Raw genomic sequence first — 15,546 nt, forward strand, 5'->3', positions numbered from 1 at the left:
ATGTAAGGAATTTCAATGAGCTTCACGGTCGCCATCGTCGGTCGCCCGAATGTCGGCAAGTCGACGCTTTTCAACCGTCTGGTTGGAAAGAAGCTGGCGCTCGTCGATGACACACCGGGTGTCACCCGCGACCGCCGCCCCGGCGACGCGCGGCTGATCGACCTGCGCTTTACCATCGTCGATACCGCTGGCCTTGAGGAGGCCCACGAAGAGAGCCTGCAGGGCCGCATGCGCGCGCAGACCGAGGCCGCGATCGACGAAGCCGATCTCTCTCTGTTCGTCGTCGATGCCAAGACCGGTCTGACGCCGGTCGATACGGCGCTTGCCGAAATGCTGCGCCGTCGCGGCAAACCGGTGATACTGGTCGCCAACAAGTCCGAGGCGCGCGGCTCCGACGCTGGTTTCTACGATGCCTACTCGCTGGGCCTCGGGGAGCCCACGCCGATTTCGGCCGAACACGGACAGGGTATGCTCGACCTGCGTGACGCGATCGTTGCAGCCCTTGGCGAGGAGCGTGCGTTTCCGCCGAAGGAAGATGTCGCCGTCACCGACGTCGATATCCCGCAGTCGACCGGTGCCGACGGCGAAGAAGAGGAAGAGCCGGCTTACGACGACAGCAAGCCGCTGCGTGTGGCGATCGTCGGCCGCCCGAATGCCGGCAAGTCGACGCTGATCAACCGCTTCCTCGGTGAAGACCGGCTGCTGACCGGACCGGAAGCCGGCATCACGCGCGATTCCATCTCCGTGGAGTGGGACTGGCGCGGTCGCACCATCAAGATGTTCGACACGGCAGGCATGCGCCGCAAGGCGAAGGTGATCGAGAAGCTGGAAAAGCTCTCCGTTGCCGATACGCTGCGCGCCATCCGATTTGCCGAACTCGTCGTCATCGTCTTTGATGCGACGATCCCGTTCGAGAAGCAGGACCTGCACATTGTCGATCTCGTGCTGCGCGAGGGCCGGGCTGCCGTTCTCGCCTTCAACAAGTGGGACATGATCGAGGATCCACAGGCCGTCCTGGCTGACCTGCGTGAAAAGACCGACCGGCTGCTGCCGCAAGCGCGCGGCATCCGCGCCGTGCCGATTTCCGGCCAGACGGGCCGCGGTCTCGACAAGCTGATGCAGTCGATCATTGACACGGACAAGGTCTGGAACAAGCGTATTTCGACGGCACGTCTCAATCGCTGGCTGGAACAGCAGCAGGTCCAGCACCCGCCGCCGGCCGTTTCCGGCCGCCGCATCAAGCTCAAGTATATGACGCAGGTGAAGGCGCGTCCGCCGGCCTTCATGATCTCCTGTACGCGTTCGGACGCGCTTCCGGAATCCTATACGCGTTATCTGATCAATGGCCTGCGTGCTGATTTCGACATGCCGAGCGTGCCGATCCGCATTCACTACCGCTCGCCTGACAATCCGTACGAATCAAAGAAGAGACGGACCTGATAGAGCGAGTTCAGGTTGCGCTGCGCTCCAACGCATCGCGTAGCGCAACAACCTCCGCCCTTAGCCGCTTCAGTTCAGCGAATTCCTGGCCCGACGCGCTGACGATGCAGCCGGGGATGGAAGCTGCGCGCTTTCTAAGTTCCCGGCCTTCCTCGGTCAGCCGGATAATGACGACACGTTCGTCGTCCATGCCGCGTTCACGCTTGACGTAGCCGGTCGCTTCCAGACGCTTGAGGAGGGGGGTGAGGGTGCTCGATTCGAGGAGCAGTTTCGCGCCGATGGCACCCACCGTCTGGCTATCTTCCTTCCAGAGCGTGACCATGACCAGGTATTGCGGATAGGTCAGGTTCAGTGCGTCCAGCATCGGCTTGTAGACGCGGTTCATCGCGTGGTTCGCGGTGTAGAGGGCGAAACAGATGAAATCGTCGAGATTCAGGTCGTCGCTCATATCGTGATCTCCAAAATCGCACAATAATATATCGCACGATAAATAGTCGCAAGCATACTTTTTGCATGGCTGCCATGCTCAGATTTATATCGCGCAATAAATAATCGTTCGATAAATATAATGCGTGTTCACAACGAACCGCAACCAAAAGGACAAGACGATGTCGACCATCAAGACCGCAGTCTGCGCAGCAACCATCCTGGCAGCCACCGCCTTCGGCGCCGCTGCCGATCCGGTGCTGGAACCGACGACCCAAAAGTTCATCGACGCGCTGGCCGGCGCCAAGCCGATCTATACGCTGTCTCCGTCCGACGCCCGCGGCGTTCTTGCCGGCGCGCAGAAGGGCGACGTCAGGAAGCTCGCCGCCAAGGAAGAGAACCTGACGATCAAGGCCGGTCCGACCGGCAGCATCAAGTTGCGCATCGTTCGTCCGGAAGGCGCGAAGGGCGAGCTTCCTGTCGTCATGTATTTCCACGGCGGCGGTTGGGTTCTCGGCGATGCCGACACGCATGACCGGCTCGTCCGCGAGATTGCCAATGGCGCCAAGGCCGCCGTCGTCTTCGTCGACTACGAGCGCTCACCGCAAGCGCGTTATCCGATCGCGATCGAACAGACCTATGCCGCCACGAAATATGTTGCCGAGCACGAGAAGGAATTCAATGTCGATGCGAGCCGCCTGGCGGTGGCCGGCGATAGTGTGGGCGGCAATATGACGGCGGCAGTCACCTTGCTTGCCAAGGAGCGCGGCGGCCCGGCAATCGATCAGCAGGTTCTCTTCTATCCGGTGACCGACGCCAACTTCGAGACCGGCTCCTACAATCAGTTCGCCAATGGCCCGTGGCTGACCAAGGAAGCGATGAAGTGGTTCTGGAACGCCTATCTGCCTGATGAAGCCAAGCGCAAGGAGCCGACGGCTTCACCGCTGCAGGCGTCGCTCGATCAATTGAACGGTCTGCCGCCGGCACTGATCATCACCGATGAGAACGACGTGCTGCGCGATGAAGGCGAGGCCTATGGCCGGAAACTGAGCCAGGCCGGCGTGAAGGTGACCTCGATCCGCTACAACGGCACGATCCACGACTTCGTGCTTCTGAACGCCATTGCCGAGACGCCGGCGGTGCGCAGCGCGATTTCCGTCGCCAACCAGACGCTGCGCGACGCGCTCAGGAAATGACGGGATCAGGTTCCTGAGGAGATAGGCCCGGCGGCCTCGCCGGGCTTTTTCGTTCTTGGCAGCGACTTGGCGGCAAACTGCCAAGCCTTTTTCCATTTTGGCGTGATGACGCCGTTGGCGGCGCGAATGTTGTTGATGAACTGCGTGGTCGCCGCTTCCCAGGAATATTGCTGGGCAAGTTCACGGGCCTTTTCGCGCGAAGCAGACAGAGCCGCCAAGCAGGCTGTCCTCAGGTCGTTGTCGAGTGCGCCGACCTCGTTGTCTTCGCCGATGATGTCGAGCGGCCCAGTCACGGGGTAGGCAGCGACGGGAACGCCGGAGGCAAGCGCCTCCAGAATCGTATTGCCGAACGTATCCGTCAGCGATGGGAAGACGAAGACGTCCGCCTGGGCATAGGTCTTTGCCAGTTCCTCGCCGACTTTCAGACCGGTGAAAAGTACATCCGGGTAGCGCTTCTCGAGTTCGGCGCGGGCCGGTCCGTCACCCACGACGACTTTCGATCCGGGCAGGTCGAGATCCAGAAAGGCCGGGAGGTTCTTCTCCAATGCTACCCGGCCAACCGTCATGAAGACCGGGCGGGGCAGTCCGAACGGTGCATCTTCCAGCGGTGTCGGGTGGAACTGGCCGGCGTCGATGCCGCGGCTCCATGGCATCAGGTTGCGGATACCCTTCTCGGAGAGCTCACGCGCAAGACTTGGCGTTGCGACCATGCAGCCCGCACCCGAATTGTGGAACCAGCGGACGAAAGCGTAGAGCCAGCTTTTCGGTACCGGCAGGCGCGCCGAGACATATTCCGGAAAGCGGGTGTGATAGCTGGTGGAAAACGGCATGCGGTTCCTCAGGCACCAGCGCCGCGCCGTGAGACCCAAAGGGCCTTCCGTCGCGATGTGAACGTAGGACGGCATGTGCTTTTCTATCTCGCGCGCGACGCGGCGATAATTGGCGATCGAAAGGCGAATTTCAGGATAGGTGGGGCAGGGGATGCTGTGAAAGCCCTGCGGCGTCACCATCGCCACCTCGATGCCCATCTTCGCGAGTTCGCGATTGGTATTCTCGATCGAGCGAACGACGCCGTTGACCTGAGGATGCCAGGCATCACTGACAATAACCAGCCGTTCCGCCACGCCCTGCCGAGACATAGCCAGGCTTTCGTCGCTTCCAACATCCGACATATGTTGCAGCACGCCCCAATTCCATCCACGCCGCGCCGCGGGGCGCCGGCTCAATTCCGGGTAGGCCCGGAGACTCGATTCCCGCGCTTCCTATTCTGGCGGCCGTCGATGATGGAAATATTACAGTCGCGTTACGCCGACAGATGAGTGGTCTTTAGCGGGGCGCGGTGCTGCCTAGGCCTTCTTCAGGCCGAGCTTTTCCCGTGCGACGAGGGCGCCGTGTTCGCTGACGACGCGTGCGGCGACCTTTGCGGCAAATGCGGCTGCGGCCGCAGCGTTCCTGGTCTCGAGATAGCGTGCGAGAAATGCGCCATTGAAACTGTCACCGGCGCTTGTCGTGTCGACGACCTGCTCGACCTTTTCAGCCGGGACGAAGTTCTCCACGCCATCGAAACTCAGCGTAGCGCCTTCCGCGCCATTCTTGACGACGACATCGGCAGCCCCAAGTGTGCGATACCGCTGGATCGTTGCCGCTATCGAGACGTCGCCGAAGTGAGTTGCCTCGTCATCAAAACTCGGCAGCACCAGGGAAGAGGCGCGCGCGCCTTCGCTGATTGTCGCATGCATCACGTCATAGCCCGACCAGAGCCGTGGGCGAATGTTGGGGTCGAAGGCAACAATCTTGCCGGCCGCCTTGGCACGGCGAACCTCGGCCAGCAACGTGTCGGCGTCATTGCGCGACAGGATCGCAAGCGTGATGCCGGAGAAATAGATGACGTCGCAGGCCTCGATCGCCTCGCGCAAAAGTTCCGCATCAGCTGCCAATTGGCGAGCCGCGGAGTTGTCGCGCCAGTAACTAAAGGAGCGTTCGCCATCCTTCAGACTGATCATGTAGAGACCGGGCGCCTTGCCCTTGATGCGCCTGATAAACGCGGTGCCGATGCCGGCTTCCTTGAAGAAGGCGATCATCTCATCGGACATAGGTTCGTCACCGAGCGCGGTAAAATACTCCACCGACCAATCGGCCGGCAGGCAGGCGCGAGCATACCAGGCGGTGTTCAGCGTATCGCCGGCGAAGCCCTTGCGCAGCAAGCCGGCGCCGGCCTGCGAAAGCTCCACCATGCATTCACCGATCGATAGAAAACGCCCGCTCACAGAAAGCCTCCCCGAATTTTCTCCTTTCGCTGATACGCGCAGAGCACTTCGCTGACAAGCTACGAACTGGCGGCTTTGGATCTGATAATCGGTTGGATTGGCGGGGCCATTGGCGACGCTTCCGGCTGAAGGTTGTTTTTTGTCCCACCCGCTTTAGTGTGCAACGTCATTGCATGAATGCAGGAGATGAACGGTGGCGGTTGCGGACAAGACGGCGGACTGGTGGCGGGGTGCAGTGATTTATCAGGTCTATCCACGTTCCTTTCAGGATACGAACGGAGATGGCTTGGGCGATCTCAAGGGCATTACTCGGCGATTGCCCTATATCGCCAGCCTCGGTGTCGATGCCATCTGGCTGTCGCCGTTCTTCAAATCGCCCATGGCCGATATGGGCTACGATGTTTCGGACTATTGCGATGTCGATCCGATTTTCGGCACTCTTGCCGATTTCGACGAGATGATGACCGCGGCTCACGGGCTCGGCATCAAGGTCGTCATCGACCAGGTGATCTCGCATACGTCGGACGTTCATCCCTGGTTCATCGAGAGCCGCTCGAGCCGGACCAATTCGAAGGCGGACTGGTATGTCTGGGCCGACCCGAAACCGGACGGCACTGCGCCCAACAACTGGCTCTCGATCTTCGGCGGACCCGGCTGGGAATGGGACGGCGTGCGCCGGCAGTACTACCAGCACAACTTCCTGACCTCGCAGCCGGATCTCAACTTCCACAGCCCGCAGGTTCAGGATGCCGTGCTTGCCACGGTGAAGTTCTGGCTCGACCGCGGCGTCGACGGCTTCCGCCTCGATACCGTCAACTATTACTTCTGCGACAAGCTGCTTCGCGACAACCCTGCGCACGCGCCTGACGAGAGTGACGCCGGCCTCGATGCGCCGGATACGAACCCCTATGGCATGCAGAATCACCTCCATGACAAGACGCAGCCGGAGAATATCGGCTTCCTCCAGCGGTTCCGGGCTCTGCTCGATCGCTACGAGGCACGCACGACGGTCGGCGAGGTCGGTGACGGCGCCCGCTCGTTGAAGACCGTGGCCGCCTATACGACCGGCGGCGACAAGCTGCACATGTGCTACACCTTCGATCTGCTCGGGCCGGATTTCACCGCCACGCATATTCGCAGTTGCGTCGACGCCTTCCAGAAGTCGGTCGCAGATGGATGGGTCTGCTGGGCCTTCTCCAACCACGACGTCAACCGCCATGTCAGCCGCTTTGCCAAGACGGAAGCGGAGCGACCTGTTATCGCCAAGCTCGCCATGTCGGTGCTGGCGGCACTGCGGGGCTCGATCTGCCTCTATCAGGGTGAAGAGCTTGGCCTTCCGGAGGCACAGCTTGCCTTCGAGGACCTGCGCGACCCCTACGGCATTCGCTTCTGGCCGGCCTTCAAGGGGCGTGACGGGTGCCGCACGCCGATGCCCTGGGAGGCGGCCAAGGCGCATGCCGGCTTTACGACGGCCGAGAAATCCTGGCTGCCGGTGCCTTACGAGCAGGCAGCACTTTCGATCGATACGCAGGAGAGTGATCCGCATTCCGTCCTGCATCACTACCGGCAGACGCTCAGATTCCGCAAAGGCCACCCGGCGCTGCTCGACGGCACCATGGAGTTCATTGGAACCAATCAAGATCTTCTGGCCTTCACGCGTTCGAAGGGAAGCGAAAAGCTGCTCTTCGTCTTCAACCTGACGCGCAAGCCCGCACAGTTCGTTCCGCCAGCGGGAATGGTGATCGGAGAGCGGCTGGCGATACCTGGCTTCGAGGCGGTGACCGGAACCGGGCCGATCAAGCTGGCGGCGCTGGATGCGTTCTGCGCGCGGGTGGCGGGCTAGGCGCTCACACGATCAACGCGAACTTGTCGACATCCACCATTCCGCGGTCGGAGATCTTCAGGTGCGGGATGACCGGCAGCGGCAGGAAGGCGACCTGCAGGAAGGGTTCTTCCAACGTCGTGCCAAGCGCGTAGGCGGCTTGGCGAAGGTGGTGGAGCGTGTCGCGCACCGTCTCGTAGGGCTCAAGGCTCATCAGCCCTGCAACGGGCAGGGCGATCTCGCCTGTGACCCTGCCATCCTCGACGACCACGAAGCCGCCGTTGATTTCGCCGAGGCGATTGGCGGCGAGCGCCATGTCGTCCTCGCTGACGCCGACGACGCAGATGTTGTGGCTGTCATGGCCGACGGTCGAGGCGATCGCACCCTTCTTCAGGCCGAAGCCCTGAACGAAGCCGTTGGCATGGTTGCCGTTCTTGCCATGCCGCTCGATAACGGCGACCTTGACGATGTCGTTGCCGAGGTCGACGTCGGTCTGGTTGCCCTTCACGGGAAGCCGGTAGCGGCGATATTCGGTGATGATCTTGCCGGGGGTGACGCCGATGACGGGCGTTTCTCCATCGGCGACCGGCACGCCGAAATGAGCGGCGTTGACGGGCCTGGCCTTCACACTGTCGAGGCCGACGGGCTCCACCGGTTTGCGGGTGGCAAAGAGTTCGGCGGTTACCTCGCGTCCGGCCACAAAAACGATATCGGCGCGGCAGTTTTCCAGGCTGTCGATCACCACGAGGTCCGCGCGCCAGCCGGGGGCGACGAGGCCGCGATCTCTCAGTCCGAAGGCCCGCGCAGCCGAAATCGATGCGGCGCGGTAGATAGCCAGCGGCTCGACGCCGTTCTTGATCGCGGTGCGGATCATGTAGTCAAGGTGGCCGTGCTCGGCGATGTCGAGCGGATTGCGGTCGTCGGTGCAGAGCGCAAGGTGCGGCGACAGGCGTTCGGTGATAATGGGCATCAGGGCCGCGAGATCTTTCGACACTGAACCCTCGCGCACGAGGATGTGCATCCCCTTGCGGATCTTTTCCAGCGCTTCTGCAGCACTCGTGCATTCGTGCTCGGTGCGGATGCCGGCGGCGAGATAGCCGTTCAGGTCGTTGCCCGAGAGCAGGGGCGCGTGGCCATCGATATGCTCGCCCTGGAAGGCGTCGAGTTTGGCCAAGCAGACGGGATCCTTGTGGATCACGCCGGGGAAATTCATGAACTCTGCAAGGCCAATGACTTTCGGATGACGGCGGAAGGGCAACAACCGCTCGATCGGCAGATCGGCGCCCGACGTTTCCAGGTGCGTGGCGGGCACGCAGGAAGAAAGCTGGACGCGGATGTCCATGATCGTCTCGAGGGACGAATCCAGGAAATACTGAATGCCTTCGATGCCAAGGACATTGGCGATCTCATGCGGATCGCAGATGGCAGTTGTGACGCCATAGGGCAGGACGCAGCGGTCGAACTCGTGCGGTGTCACCAGCGAGGATTCGATGTGGAGATGCGTGTCGATGAAGCCAGGCACGACGATCTTGCCTGAGATATCGATCTCGGTTTCGCCATCGTAGTTGCCGCATGTGCCGACGATACGGTCTTGGGCGATAGCGATATCCGATGCCACAAGTTCGCCCGTAACGAGATCGAAGAAGCGCCCGCCTTTCAGCACGATATCGGCAGGCAGTTGGCCCGTTCCCTGGTCGATGAGGCGTTCGAGCTTGGCGGTCATGGGCATCCTCGTGCTGGCGTTTGTCCAGTTATAACCCATGTGTCAGACAAAGCGAGATCGGCTTGCCGGCTGGTCCACAAACGAAAACCGGGCGCCCCAAAGGGACGCCCGGCGATCCATCCGCGAGATCGAAGGCTTACTCGGCCGGAACGATCTTGCCACCTTCCCACTTGTAGAGCGCGAAGCTCTGCGAGGTCAGGTCACCGGTTTCGCCGTAGGTCAGCTTGCCGATGGTGGTCGAGATCGGCTCGCCGCCCTTCAGCGCCTTGGCGACGGCTTCGGAATCTTCGGCGCTGCCGGCCTTCTCGATGCCTGCCTTCAGGACTTCGACTGCGGCGTAGGCGTTGAGCGTGAAGGCTTCGGCCGGGATGCCCTTGGCCTTCAGCGCATCGGCTGCCGCCTTGGAATCCGGGCTCTTGGTCGCGTCGACCGCGTTGGTGAAGATCGTGCCGCCGGCGGCATCGGTGCCGATGTTCCAGAACTCGCTGTTGGAGAGGCCATCGCCGCCGATGATGACCGCATTGACGGAGAGATCATGCAGCTGGCGGGCCAGCAGACCGCCTTCCGGGTGATAGCCGCCGAAATAGACGACGTCGACCTTCTCGGCCTTGAGGCGGGTTGTCAGCGCGCTGAAGTCCTTGTCGCCAGGGGTCAGCGAGTCGTCGAGCACCTCCTTGATGCCGCCGGCGTTGAGCGTTGCCTTGAAGGAATCGGCCAGACCCTTGCCGTAGGCGCCCTTGTCGTTGATGATCGCGACGCGCTTGTCCTTGAAGTTCTTCAGGACGTAGTTGGCAGCGACTTCGGCCTGCTGGTCGTCACGGCCGCAGGTGCGCAGAACGTTGGTGAGGCCGCGCTTGGTCAGGTCCGGGGCGGTTGCGGTCGGAGTTACCATCAGCACGCCGTTCTCGGCGAGAACGTCGGATGCCGGGATCGCGACGCCCGAGGTGACCGGGCCGACGACGAAGCGGATGCCGTCGCCGACGATCTGGTTGGCAGCGGAAACGCCCTGCTTGGGTTCGCCGGCGTCGTCGGCGTACTTGAGGATGACTTTCTCGCCGAGGATGCCACCCTTCTTGTTGATCTCGTCAACAGCGGCCTGCGCGCCATTCTTCACCTGATCGCCATAGGCGGCGACCGGACCGGTCAGCGGCGCGATGAGGCCGATGGTGATGTCTGCATGGGCGAGCGGCGCAAAGGCGAGCGAGGCGACAAGGGCCGCCGACAAAGTCTTCAGACTCATTTTCTTTCTCCTTGGGTGGGTTTCAAAACCCGCGATTTGAGTACCGCGGCGGCGAGCCCAGATCGTACAACAGCCCTTGCGGGATGCGCCAAGAGACGATGAGCAGCCGCCCGGCCGAGACACCCGGCTTCCATGTTTGGCTTCGCAGGGTGCACAGCAAGTTTCTTAGGAATTTCACAGCGATTAGGCAAGAAGATAGCAAATCGATCGCCACTTTTGACGAATTCTGTCATGAGCTACGCCGGAATCACGGTTTTCACGGGAAAATCCGCGATTCCGACCGTGCCGCCGCACCATCTATTTTGCGGGAAGTGCTTTGGCCAGAAAGGCAAGAGAAATGTCGCTGACCTGCCTGTGGATCGATTGTCGCTTGGCGCCCGTCGCGGCAGAGCTTGGATGGGAAGAGAATGCGGCGAGCACAGAAAGAAAAGCGCAAGCAGTCTCGTGAACATGAAATCATCTCCAATCGAAAGGAACGTGTCCTTTCTGGCGGAGAAATGCGGTGGCCAAGACCTGTAACGCGATTGAGGTCTTGGCGTTATACAGATTTGCCATTTGGTGGATGACGAGCAAAGCGGTGGTCGGTCATCGCGTATTTTGTGCTCATCGCGTTTGATGCCTCTCCCCCTCTGGAAGGGGAGAGGATTAAAAGGCGGGCACTCTACCGTTGCCGATATCAGATGTTGCTTTGCAGAATTTCGCGCAGTTTTGCGAAGAGTTCGTCGATGTGGTGCTTCTCGATGATCAGCGGCGGCGAGAGCGCGATGATGTCACCGGTGGTGCGGATCAGCAGGCCTTTCTCATAGGCCCTCAGGAAGGCGGTGAAGGCACGCTTGGTCGGCTCGCCAGCGATCGGATCGAGCTCGATGGCGCCGATAAGGCCGGTGTTCCTGACGTCGATCACGTTCGGGCAATCCTTCAGGGAGTGCAGCGCGTCGGCCCAATAGTCGGAGAGTTCCGCAGCGCGGGTCAGGAGGCCTTCTTCCTTGTACGTGTCGAGCGTGCCGAGCGCGGCGGCGCAGGCGATCGGGTTGCCCGAATAGGTGTAGCCGTGGAAGAACTCGATCATGTGTTCCGGGCCGCTCATGAACGCGTCATGGATCTCCGCAGTCACGAAGACCGCGCCCATCGGGATGACGCCGTTGGTCAGGCCCTTCGCGGTGGTGATCATATCGGGCTTGACGTCGTAATACTGCGCGGCGAACGGGGCGCCGAGGCGGCCGAAGCCGGTGATGACTTCGTCGAAGATCAAAAGGATGCCATGCTTGGTGCAGAGCTCGCGGAGCTTCTGCAGATAACCCTTCGGCGGGATCAGCACGCCGGTCGAACCGGCGATCGGCTCGACGATGACGGCCGCGATCGTCGAGGCGTCGTGTAGCGTGACGATGCGTTCGAGCTCGCTCGCCAGATCGCCGCCATGCTCGGGCTGGCCGCGGGTAAAGGCGTTCTTGCCGGGCTGATGGGTGTGCGGCATGTGATCGACGCCCGTCAGCAGGGTGCCGAACATCTTGCGGTTGGAGACAATGCCGCCGACGGAGATTCCGCCGAAGTTGACGCCGTGATAGCCGCGCTCGCGGCCGATCAGACGGAAGCGCGAGCCGTTGCCCTTCACGCGATGATAGGCGAGAGCGACCTTCAGCGCGGTCTCGACCGATTCAGACCCGGAATTGGTGTAGAGAACGTGATCCATGCCTTCGGGCGCGATATCGACGAGGCGGTTCGCCAGTTCGAAGGCCTTGGGATGGCCGAGCTGGAAGGCCGGCGCATAGTCGAGCTCGCCCGCCTGTTCGCGGATCGCCTCGGTGATCTTCGGCCGGCAGTGCCCTGCATTCACACACCAGAGGCCGGCGGTGCCGTCGAGCACCTGGCGGCCGTCATGGGTCTGGTAGTACATGTCCTTGGCGCTGACGAAGAGACGCGGCTCCTTCTTGAACTGACGGTTCGCAGTGAAGGGCATCCAAAAGGCCCGCAGGTCATTTGGCGTGGTATTGAGGCGGTTGGACATGCTGTTCTCCATGGCCGTTTCGGAGGCCGTTCCCGGTATTGGCTGATGCCGTTTTTTACTGCCCGGTCAAATTATCAGCGCTTCTCCGGGCGTCAAGCCGCGGACGTTGCCGTCTGGGCAGCGCAGCGGCGAACAATATGCAAAAAAAGACCGGCATTGCTGCCGGCCTAAAAGTATGCAGACGTGCTGAAACAAGGTTGCCACACTATTCCGGATGCATCCCTCGGCAGTGCGGCTTATAGGCTGACGTTATGTCAGCGCATCCTTACGCCGCAGACTTGGTGCGGCTTTGAACAGCATAGATGTCAGTGAGGGCTTCGAGGATTTTGAGAACCTGCTCGGAATTGCTCGAATAGTAGATCGTCTGGGCGTCGCGGCGCGTTTTTACCAGTTTCTGGGCGCGCAGCTTGGACAGGTGCTGCGAGAGAGCCGACTGGCTCAAACCGACCTCCTGCGCCAACGCACCGACCGGAATTTCACCCCTCACGAGGTTGCAGAGAATGAGAAGTCTCTTCGGGTTTGCCATAGCCGACAACAGGGCAGCGGCAACGTTTGCATTGGCGGTTAAATCGATTGTATCCATATCCTGTTCCCGATGTGAAACTAATTTCAAAAACGCACGTTCCCGCTCAATGCCGGACGGCGAAAACTATCAATACAGCGTCAAGATTGTATATAGCTAAATTTCAGGTATTGCGTATTTTATGTTAGGTATATGTGAATAAACGTCCTCAACACCCTGCGCAACGGCATCAAACTCGTAACGCAGGAGCAAATCACCCGAAATGAGATCGAAACCGGCGCAATCCACTCCACAAATGCGCCAATCGCCGTTGCCGGCCTGCCGGCCCGCCGCAGCCGCAGCCGCGAGATCCGGGCGCATGGCTAGCAATTCTTGCACTATCGCGTCGGCTTGCGCTGCCACGGCTTCGCTGCCGGGGGATCGAATCGTCAGATCTTCGCCCTCCAGCAGATAGGCGCGACCGAAACCGCCATTGAGGCTTGCGGACTGCGGCACAAGCCGGAAGAAACGGAAGTCCGGGAAATCGATGTAGAGCTTTGCCTTGGCATGGCGGTTGAGGAAGCGGCTGCGAATCCGGACGTGGATGTCGCTGTCGCGCTCGACCGGTTCGGCAAGGCATTGGGTCGTTAGGCGCGGATAGGCAAGCGGATCGCCCTTGCCGGGCTCGCCCGTCAGAAGCGAGGCGCGGCGGTCGGCGTCGAGCGCGCGCGTATGCGTCGACAGGCCCGAGACGAGAATGACGGGAACACCATCGATATCGGTGCCGAGCAGGACGCGACTCGCAAAGGGAAAGCCGGTCCCGGGATCGAGAACGGCAATTGCGGCATAGCGGGCGGAGCGGAGAAGCGTGCGAGCGAGTTTGCGGGCTTCTCCGTCCGTTTCCCTGAGAACGGAAGCTTGATCTTTCATGTCCACTTTGTGACGGAAGCGGACGGCGGGATCAAGCCTGTTCTTTGCGCCGGTGCTGGGTCAGGCCTTCGACGATATCCTGCGCCGAGATAGTCCCGACGATCGCGCCGTTTTCCACGACACCGATACTGCCCGGCTGGCGCGACAGCGCATCGAGAATGTCGATCAGCGGCGTCTCGGCGCGCGCCGTGCCGCTGACGCTCGCGCCAGCGGCCGCATGTCCGAGACCGCGCTGCATCACGTCCTGCGCCGTCAGCATGCTGATCGGGTTCATGTGCTGGACGAAATCGGCGACGTACTGGTCGGCCGGGTTCTTGACGATTTCCTGCGGCGTGCCGCACTGGATGATGCGCCCACCCTCCATGATGGCGATGCGGTTGCCGATGCGGAACGCCTCGTCGAGGTCGTGGCTGACGAAGAGGATCGTCTTCTTCAGCCGCCGCTGGAACTCGAGAAGCTCATCTTGCAGACGCGTGCGGATCAACGGATCGAGCGCCGAGAACGGCTCGTCCATCAGCAGGATCGGTGCACCAGTCGCAAAGGCACGCGCTAGGCCGACACGCTGCTGCATGCCGCCGGAGAGTTCGTTGACCTTGCGGTCGGCCCATTTCGTCAGGTTGACGAGCTCAAGTTGTTCGCCCACGCGCTTCTTGCGCTCGGCTTCCGGCATACCCGCGAGCTCGAGGCCGAAGCCGACATTCTCCGCCACCGTGCGCCACGGCAGCAGCGCGAACTGCTGGAAGACCATCGAGACGGTGTGCATGCGCAGGTCGCGCAAGCCCTTGGCAGTGGTCTTGTAGGGATTACAGAGGCCGTTTTGCGTTGCGACAGACACCTCGCCACGTACGACAGGCGCCAGCCCGTTCACGGCACGCAGCAAGGTCGATTTGCCGGAGCCCGAAAGGCCCATGAGGACGAGGATCTCGCCTTCCTGTACGGAGAGCGAGGCATCCGCCACGCCGAGAACGAGACCGGTCGCGGCGCCGATCTCGTCGCGATTCTTGCCCTGATCGGCCAAGGTGAGGGCGTTTTCCGGCTTGTCGCCGAAGACGATGCTGACGTTGTCGAAGCGGACCGCGGTCATACGCCTTCTCCTTCACCTGTCGCACGGAACATGCGGTCGAGAATAATCGCGAGGATGACGATACAGAGACCCGCCTGGAAGCCCATGGAGACATTGACCGTATTGAGCGCGCGCACCACCGGTTTTCCGAGACCATCGGCGCCGACAAGCGCCGCGATAACCACCATCGAGAGGGAAAGCATGATGGTCTGCGTAAGGCCGGCCATGATCTGAGGCATGGCGAAGGGGAGCTCGACCTTGCGCAGCACCTGCATTGGCGTCGCGCCGAAAGACTCCGCTGCTTCCACGAGGGACGGCGGCGTCGAGATGATGCCGAGACGCGTCAGGCGGATCGGGGCGGGGATCGCGAAGATTACGGTCGCGATCAGACCCGGAACCATGCCGAGACCGAAGAGGATGAGCGCGGGGATGAGATAGACGAAGGTCGGGATCGTCTGCATCAGATCGAGAACCGGCCGCATGATGGAAAACACCCAGGCGCGCCGCGCACCGGCGATACCGAGTGGAATGCCGACCGCCATGCTGACAAATGTCGATGCCAGGACGAGCGCCAGCGTTTCCGTCGTTTCCTTCCAATAGCCCTGGTTCATGATCAGCAACAAGCCGAGCAGGGTGAAAACCGCGACGCCGATCGAGCGGCGCAGCCAATAAGCGATCCCAACGATCGCAGCCAGTACGATCAAAGGATGCGGAGCCTGCAGAATGAAAAGCAACGCATTGATAACGTGCGACAAAACGAAAGCAAGCTGGTTGAAAAACCACTCACCGCTCGACGTCAGCCAGTCGACGGTCGATTTGGCGAAAGGGCCAATAGGAATTTTGTAGTCGGTGATCCAGTTCAAGGAGCGCGCCTATCCGAAAGAGCAAAGATCGAGATGAAACAAAAAGGGGCGGCGAGGGCCGCCCCGTTC

At 61.3% G+C, this 15,546-nt stretch carries 13 protein-coding genes; 3 read left to right on the plus strand and 10 right to left on the minus strand.

Translation table 11 applies throughout. The features are described from left to right. The first annotated feature begins 15 nt into the window (after positions 1 to 15). Entirely contained in the window at positions 16 to 1,440 is a 1,425-nt protein-coding gene (gene der, locus FHX09_RS07745; protein WP_184449686.1) for a ribosome biogenesis GTPase Der, read from the plus strand. 10 nt (positions 1,441 to 1,450) lie between these two features. On the opposite strand, the gene FHX09_RS07750 is transcribed toward der, so the two are convergent. After that, the gene (locus FHX09_RS07750) at positions 1,451 to 1,888 is read right to left on the minus strand and encodes a MarR family transcriptional regulator (protein WP_007789838.1); all 438 of its coding nucleotides are present in this window, start codon (positions 1,886 to 1,888) and stop codon (positions 1,451 to 1,453) included. Between the two features lie 160 nt (positions 1,889 to 2,048). Here FHX09_RS07750 and FHX09_RS07755 point away from each other — a divergent pair, with 160 nt between their 5' ends. Further along, positions 2,049 to 3,062 (plus strand): alpha/beta hydrolase, encoded by a 1,014-nt coding sequence (locus tag FHX09_RS07755; RefSeq protein ID WP_132588827.1) that lies wholly within the window; start codon positions 2,049 to 2,051, stop codon positions 3,060 to 3,062. Positions 3,063 to 3,067: 5 nt separating this feature from the next. Here FHX09_RS07755 and FHX09_RS07760 read toward each other — a convergent pair whose 3' ends face one another. Further along, complete coding sequence (locus FHX09_RS07760; RefSeq protein ID WP_207911663.1) at positions 3,068 to 4,201, minus strand: glycosyltransferase family 1 protein; 1,134 nt, start codon at positions 4,199 to 4,201, stop codon at positions 3,068 to 3,070. A gap of 207 nt (positions 4,202 to 4,408) precedes the next feature. Beyond that, a complete protein-coding gene (locus FHX09_RS07765; RefSeq protein ID WP_132588826.1) occupies positions 4,409 to 5,329 on the minus strand; it encodes a sugar kinase in 921 nt (306 codons plus the stop codon). Positions 5,330 to 5,522: 193 nt separating this feature from the next. Between FHX09_RS07765 and FHX09_RS07770 the strand changes: the two genes are divergently transcribed. Then, the gene (locus FHX09_RS07770; protein ID WP_132588825.1) at positions 5,523 to 7,172 is read left to right on the plus strand and encodes an alpha-glucosidase; all 1,650 of its coding nucleotides are present in this window, start codon (positions 5,523 to 5,525) and stop codon (positions 7,170 to 7,172) included. Positions 7,173 to 7,176: 4 nt separating this feature from the next. On the opposite strand, the gene ade is transcribed toward FHX09_RS07770, so the two are convergent. The 7 genes from ade to choW all read right to left on the minus strand — a co-directional run bounded on the left by ade (position 7,177) and on the right by choW (position 15,477). After that, complete coding sequence (ade, locus tag FHX09_RS07775; RefSeq protein WP_132588824.1) at positions 7,177 to 8,874, minus strand: adenine deaminase; 1,698 nt, start codon at positions 8,872 to 8,874, stop codon at positions 7,177 to 7,179. A 136-nt stretch (positions 8,875 to 9,010) separates the two neighbouring features. Beyond that, positions 9,011 to 10,114 carry a branched-chain amino acid ABC transporter substrate-binding protein gene (locus FHX09_RS07780; RefSeq protein WP_007789853.1) on the minus strand — a complete coding sequence of 368 codons (1,104 nt, stop codon included), beginning with the start codon at positions 10,112 to 10,114 and terminating at the stop codon, positions 9,011 to 9,013. A 676-nt stretch (positions 10,115 to 10,790) separates the two neighbouring features. Further along, complete coding sequence (locus FHX09_RS07785) at positions 10,791 to 12,119, minus strand: aspartate aminotransferase family protein (RefSeq protein WP_132588823.1); 1,329 nt, start codon at positions 12,117 to 12,119, stop codon at positions 10,791 to 10,793. Between the two features lie 265 nt (positions 12,120 to 12,384). Continuing rightward, positions 12,385 to 12,702 (minus strand): metalloregulator ArsR/SmtB family transcription factor, encoded by a 318-nt coding sequence (locus tag FHX09_RS07790; protein WP_007789858.1) that lies wholly within the window; start codon positions 12,700 to 12,702, stop codon positions 12,385 to 12,387. Between the two features lie 96 nt (positions 12,703 to 12,798). Further along, complete coding sequence (locus tag FHX09_RS07795; RefSeq protein WP_132588822.1) at positions 12,799 to 13,551, minus strand: pyridoxamine 5'-phosphate oxidase family protein; 753 nt, start codon at positions 13,549 to 13,551, stop codon at positions 12,799 to 12,801. Between the two features lie 31 nt (positions 13,552 to 13,582). Beyond that, a complete protein-coding gene (gene choV / locus FHX09_RS07800; RefSeq protein ID WP_132588821.1) occupies positions 13,583 to 14,635 on the minus strand; it encodes a choline ABC transporter ATP-binding protein in 1,053 nt (350 codons plus the stop codon). Next, on the minus strand, positions 14,632 to 15,477 hold the full coding sequence (gene choW / locus FHX09_RS07805; protein ID WP_007789864.1) for a choline ABC transporter permease subunit: 846 nt from the start codon (positions 15,475 to 15,477) through the stop codon (positions 14,632 to 14,634). The genes choV and choW overlap by 4 nt, the downstream gene beginning before the upstream one ends. Positions 15,478 to 15,546 lie beyond the last annotated feature (69 nt).

Source organism: Rhizobium sp. BK538 (assembly GCF_014197575.1).
Lineage (GTDB): Bacteria > Pseudomonadota > Alphaproteobacteria > Rhizobiales > Rhizobiaceae > Rhizobium.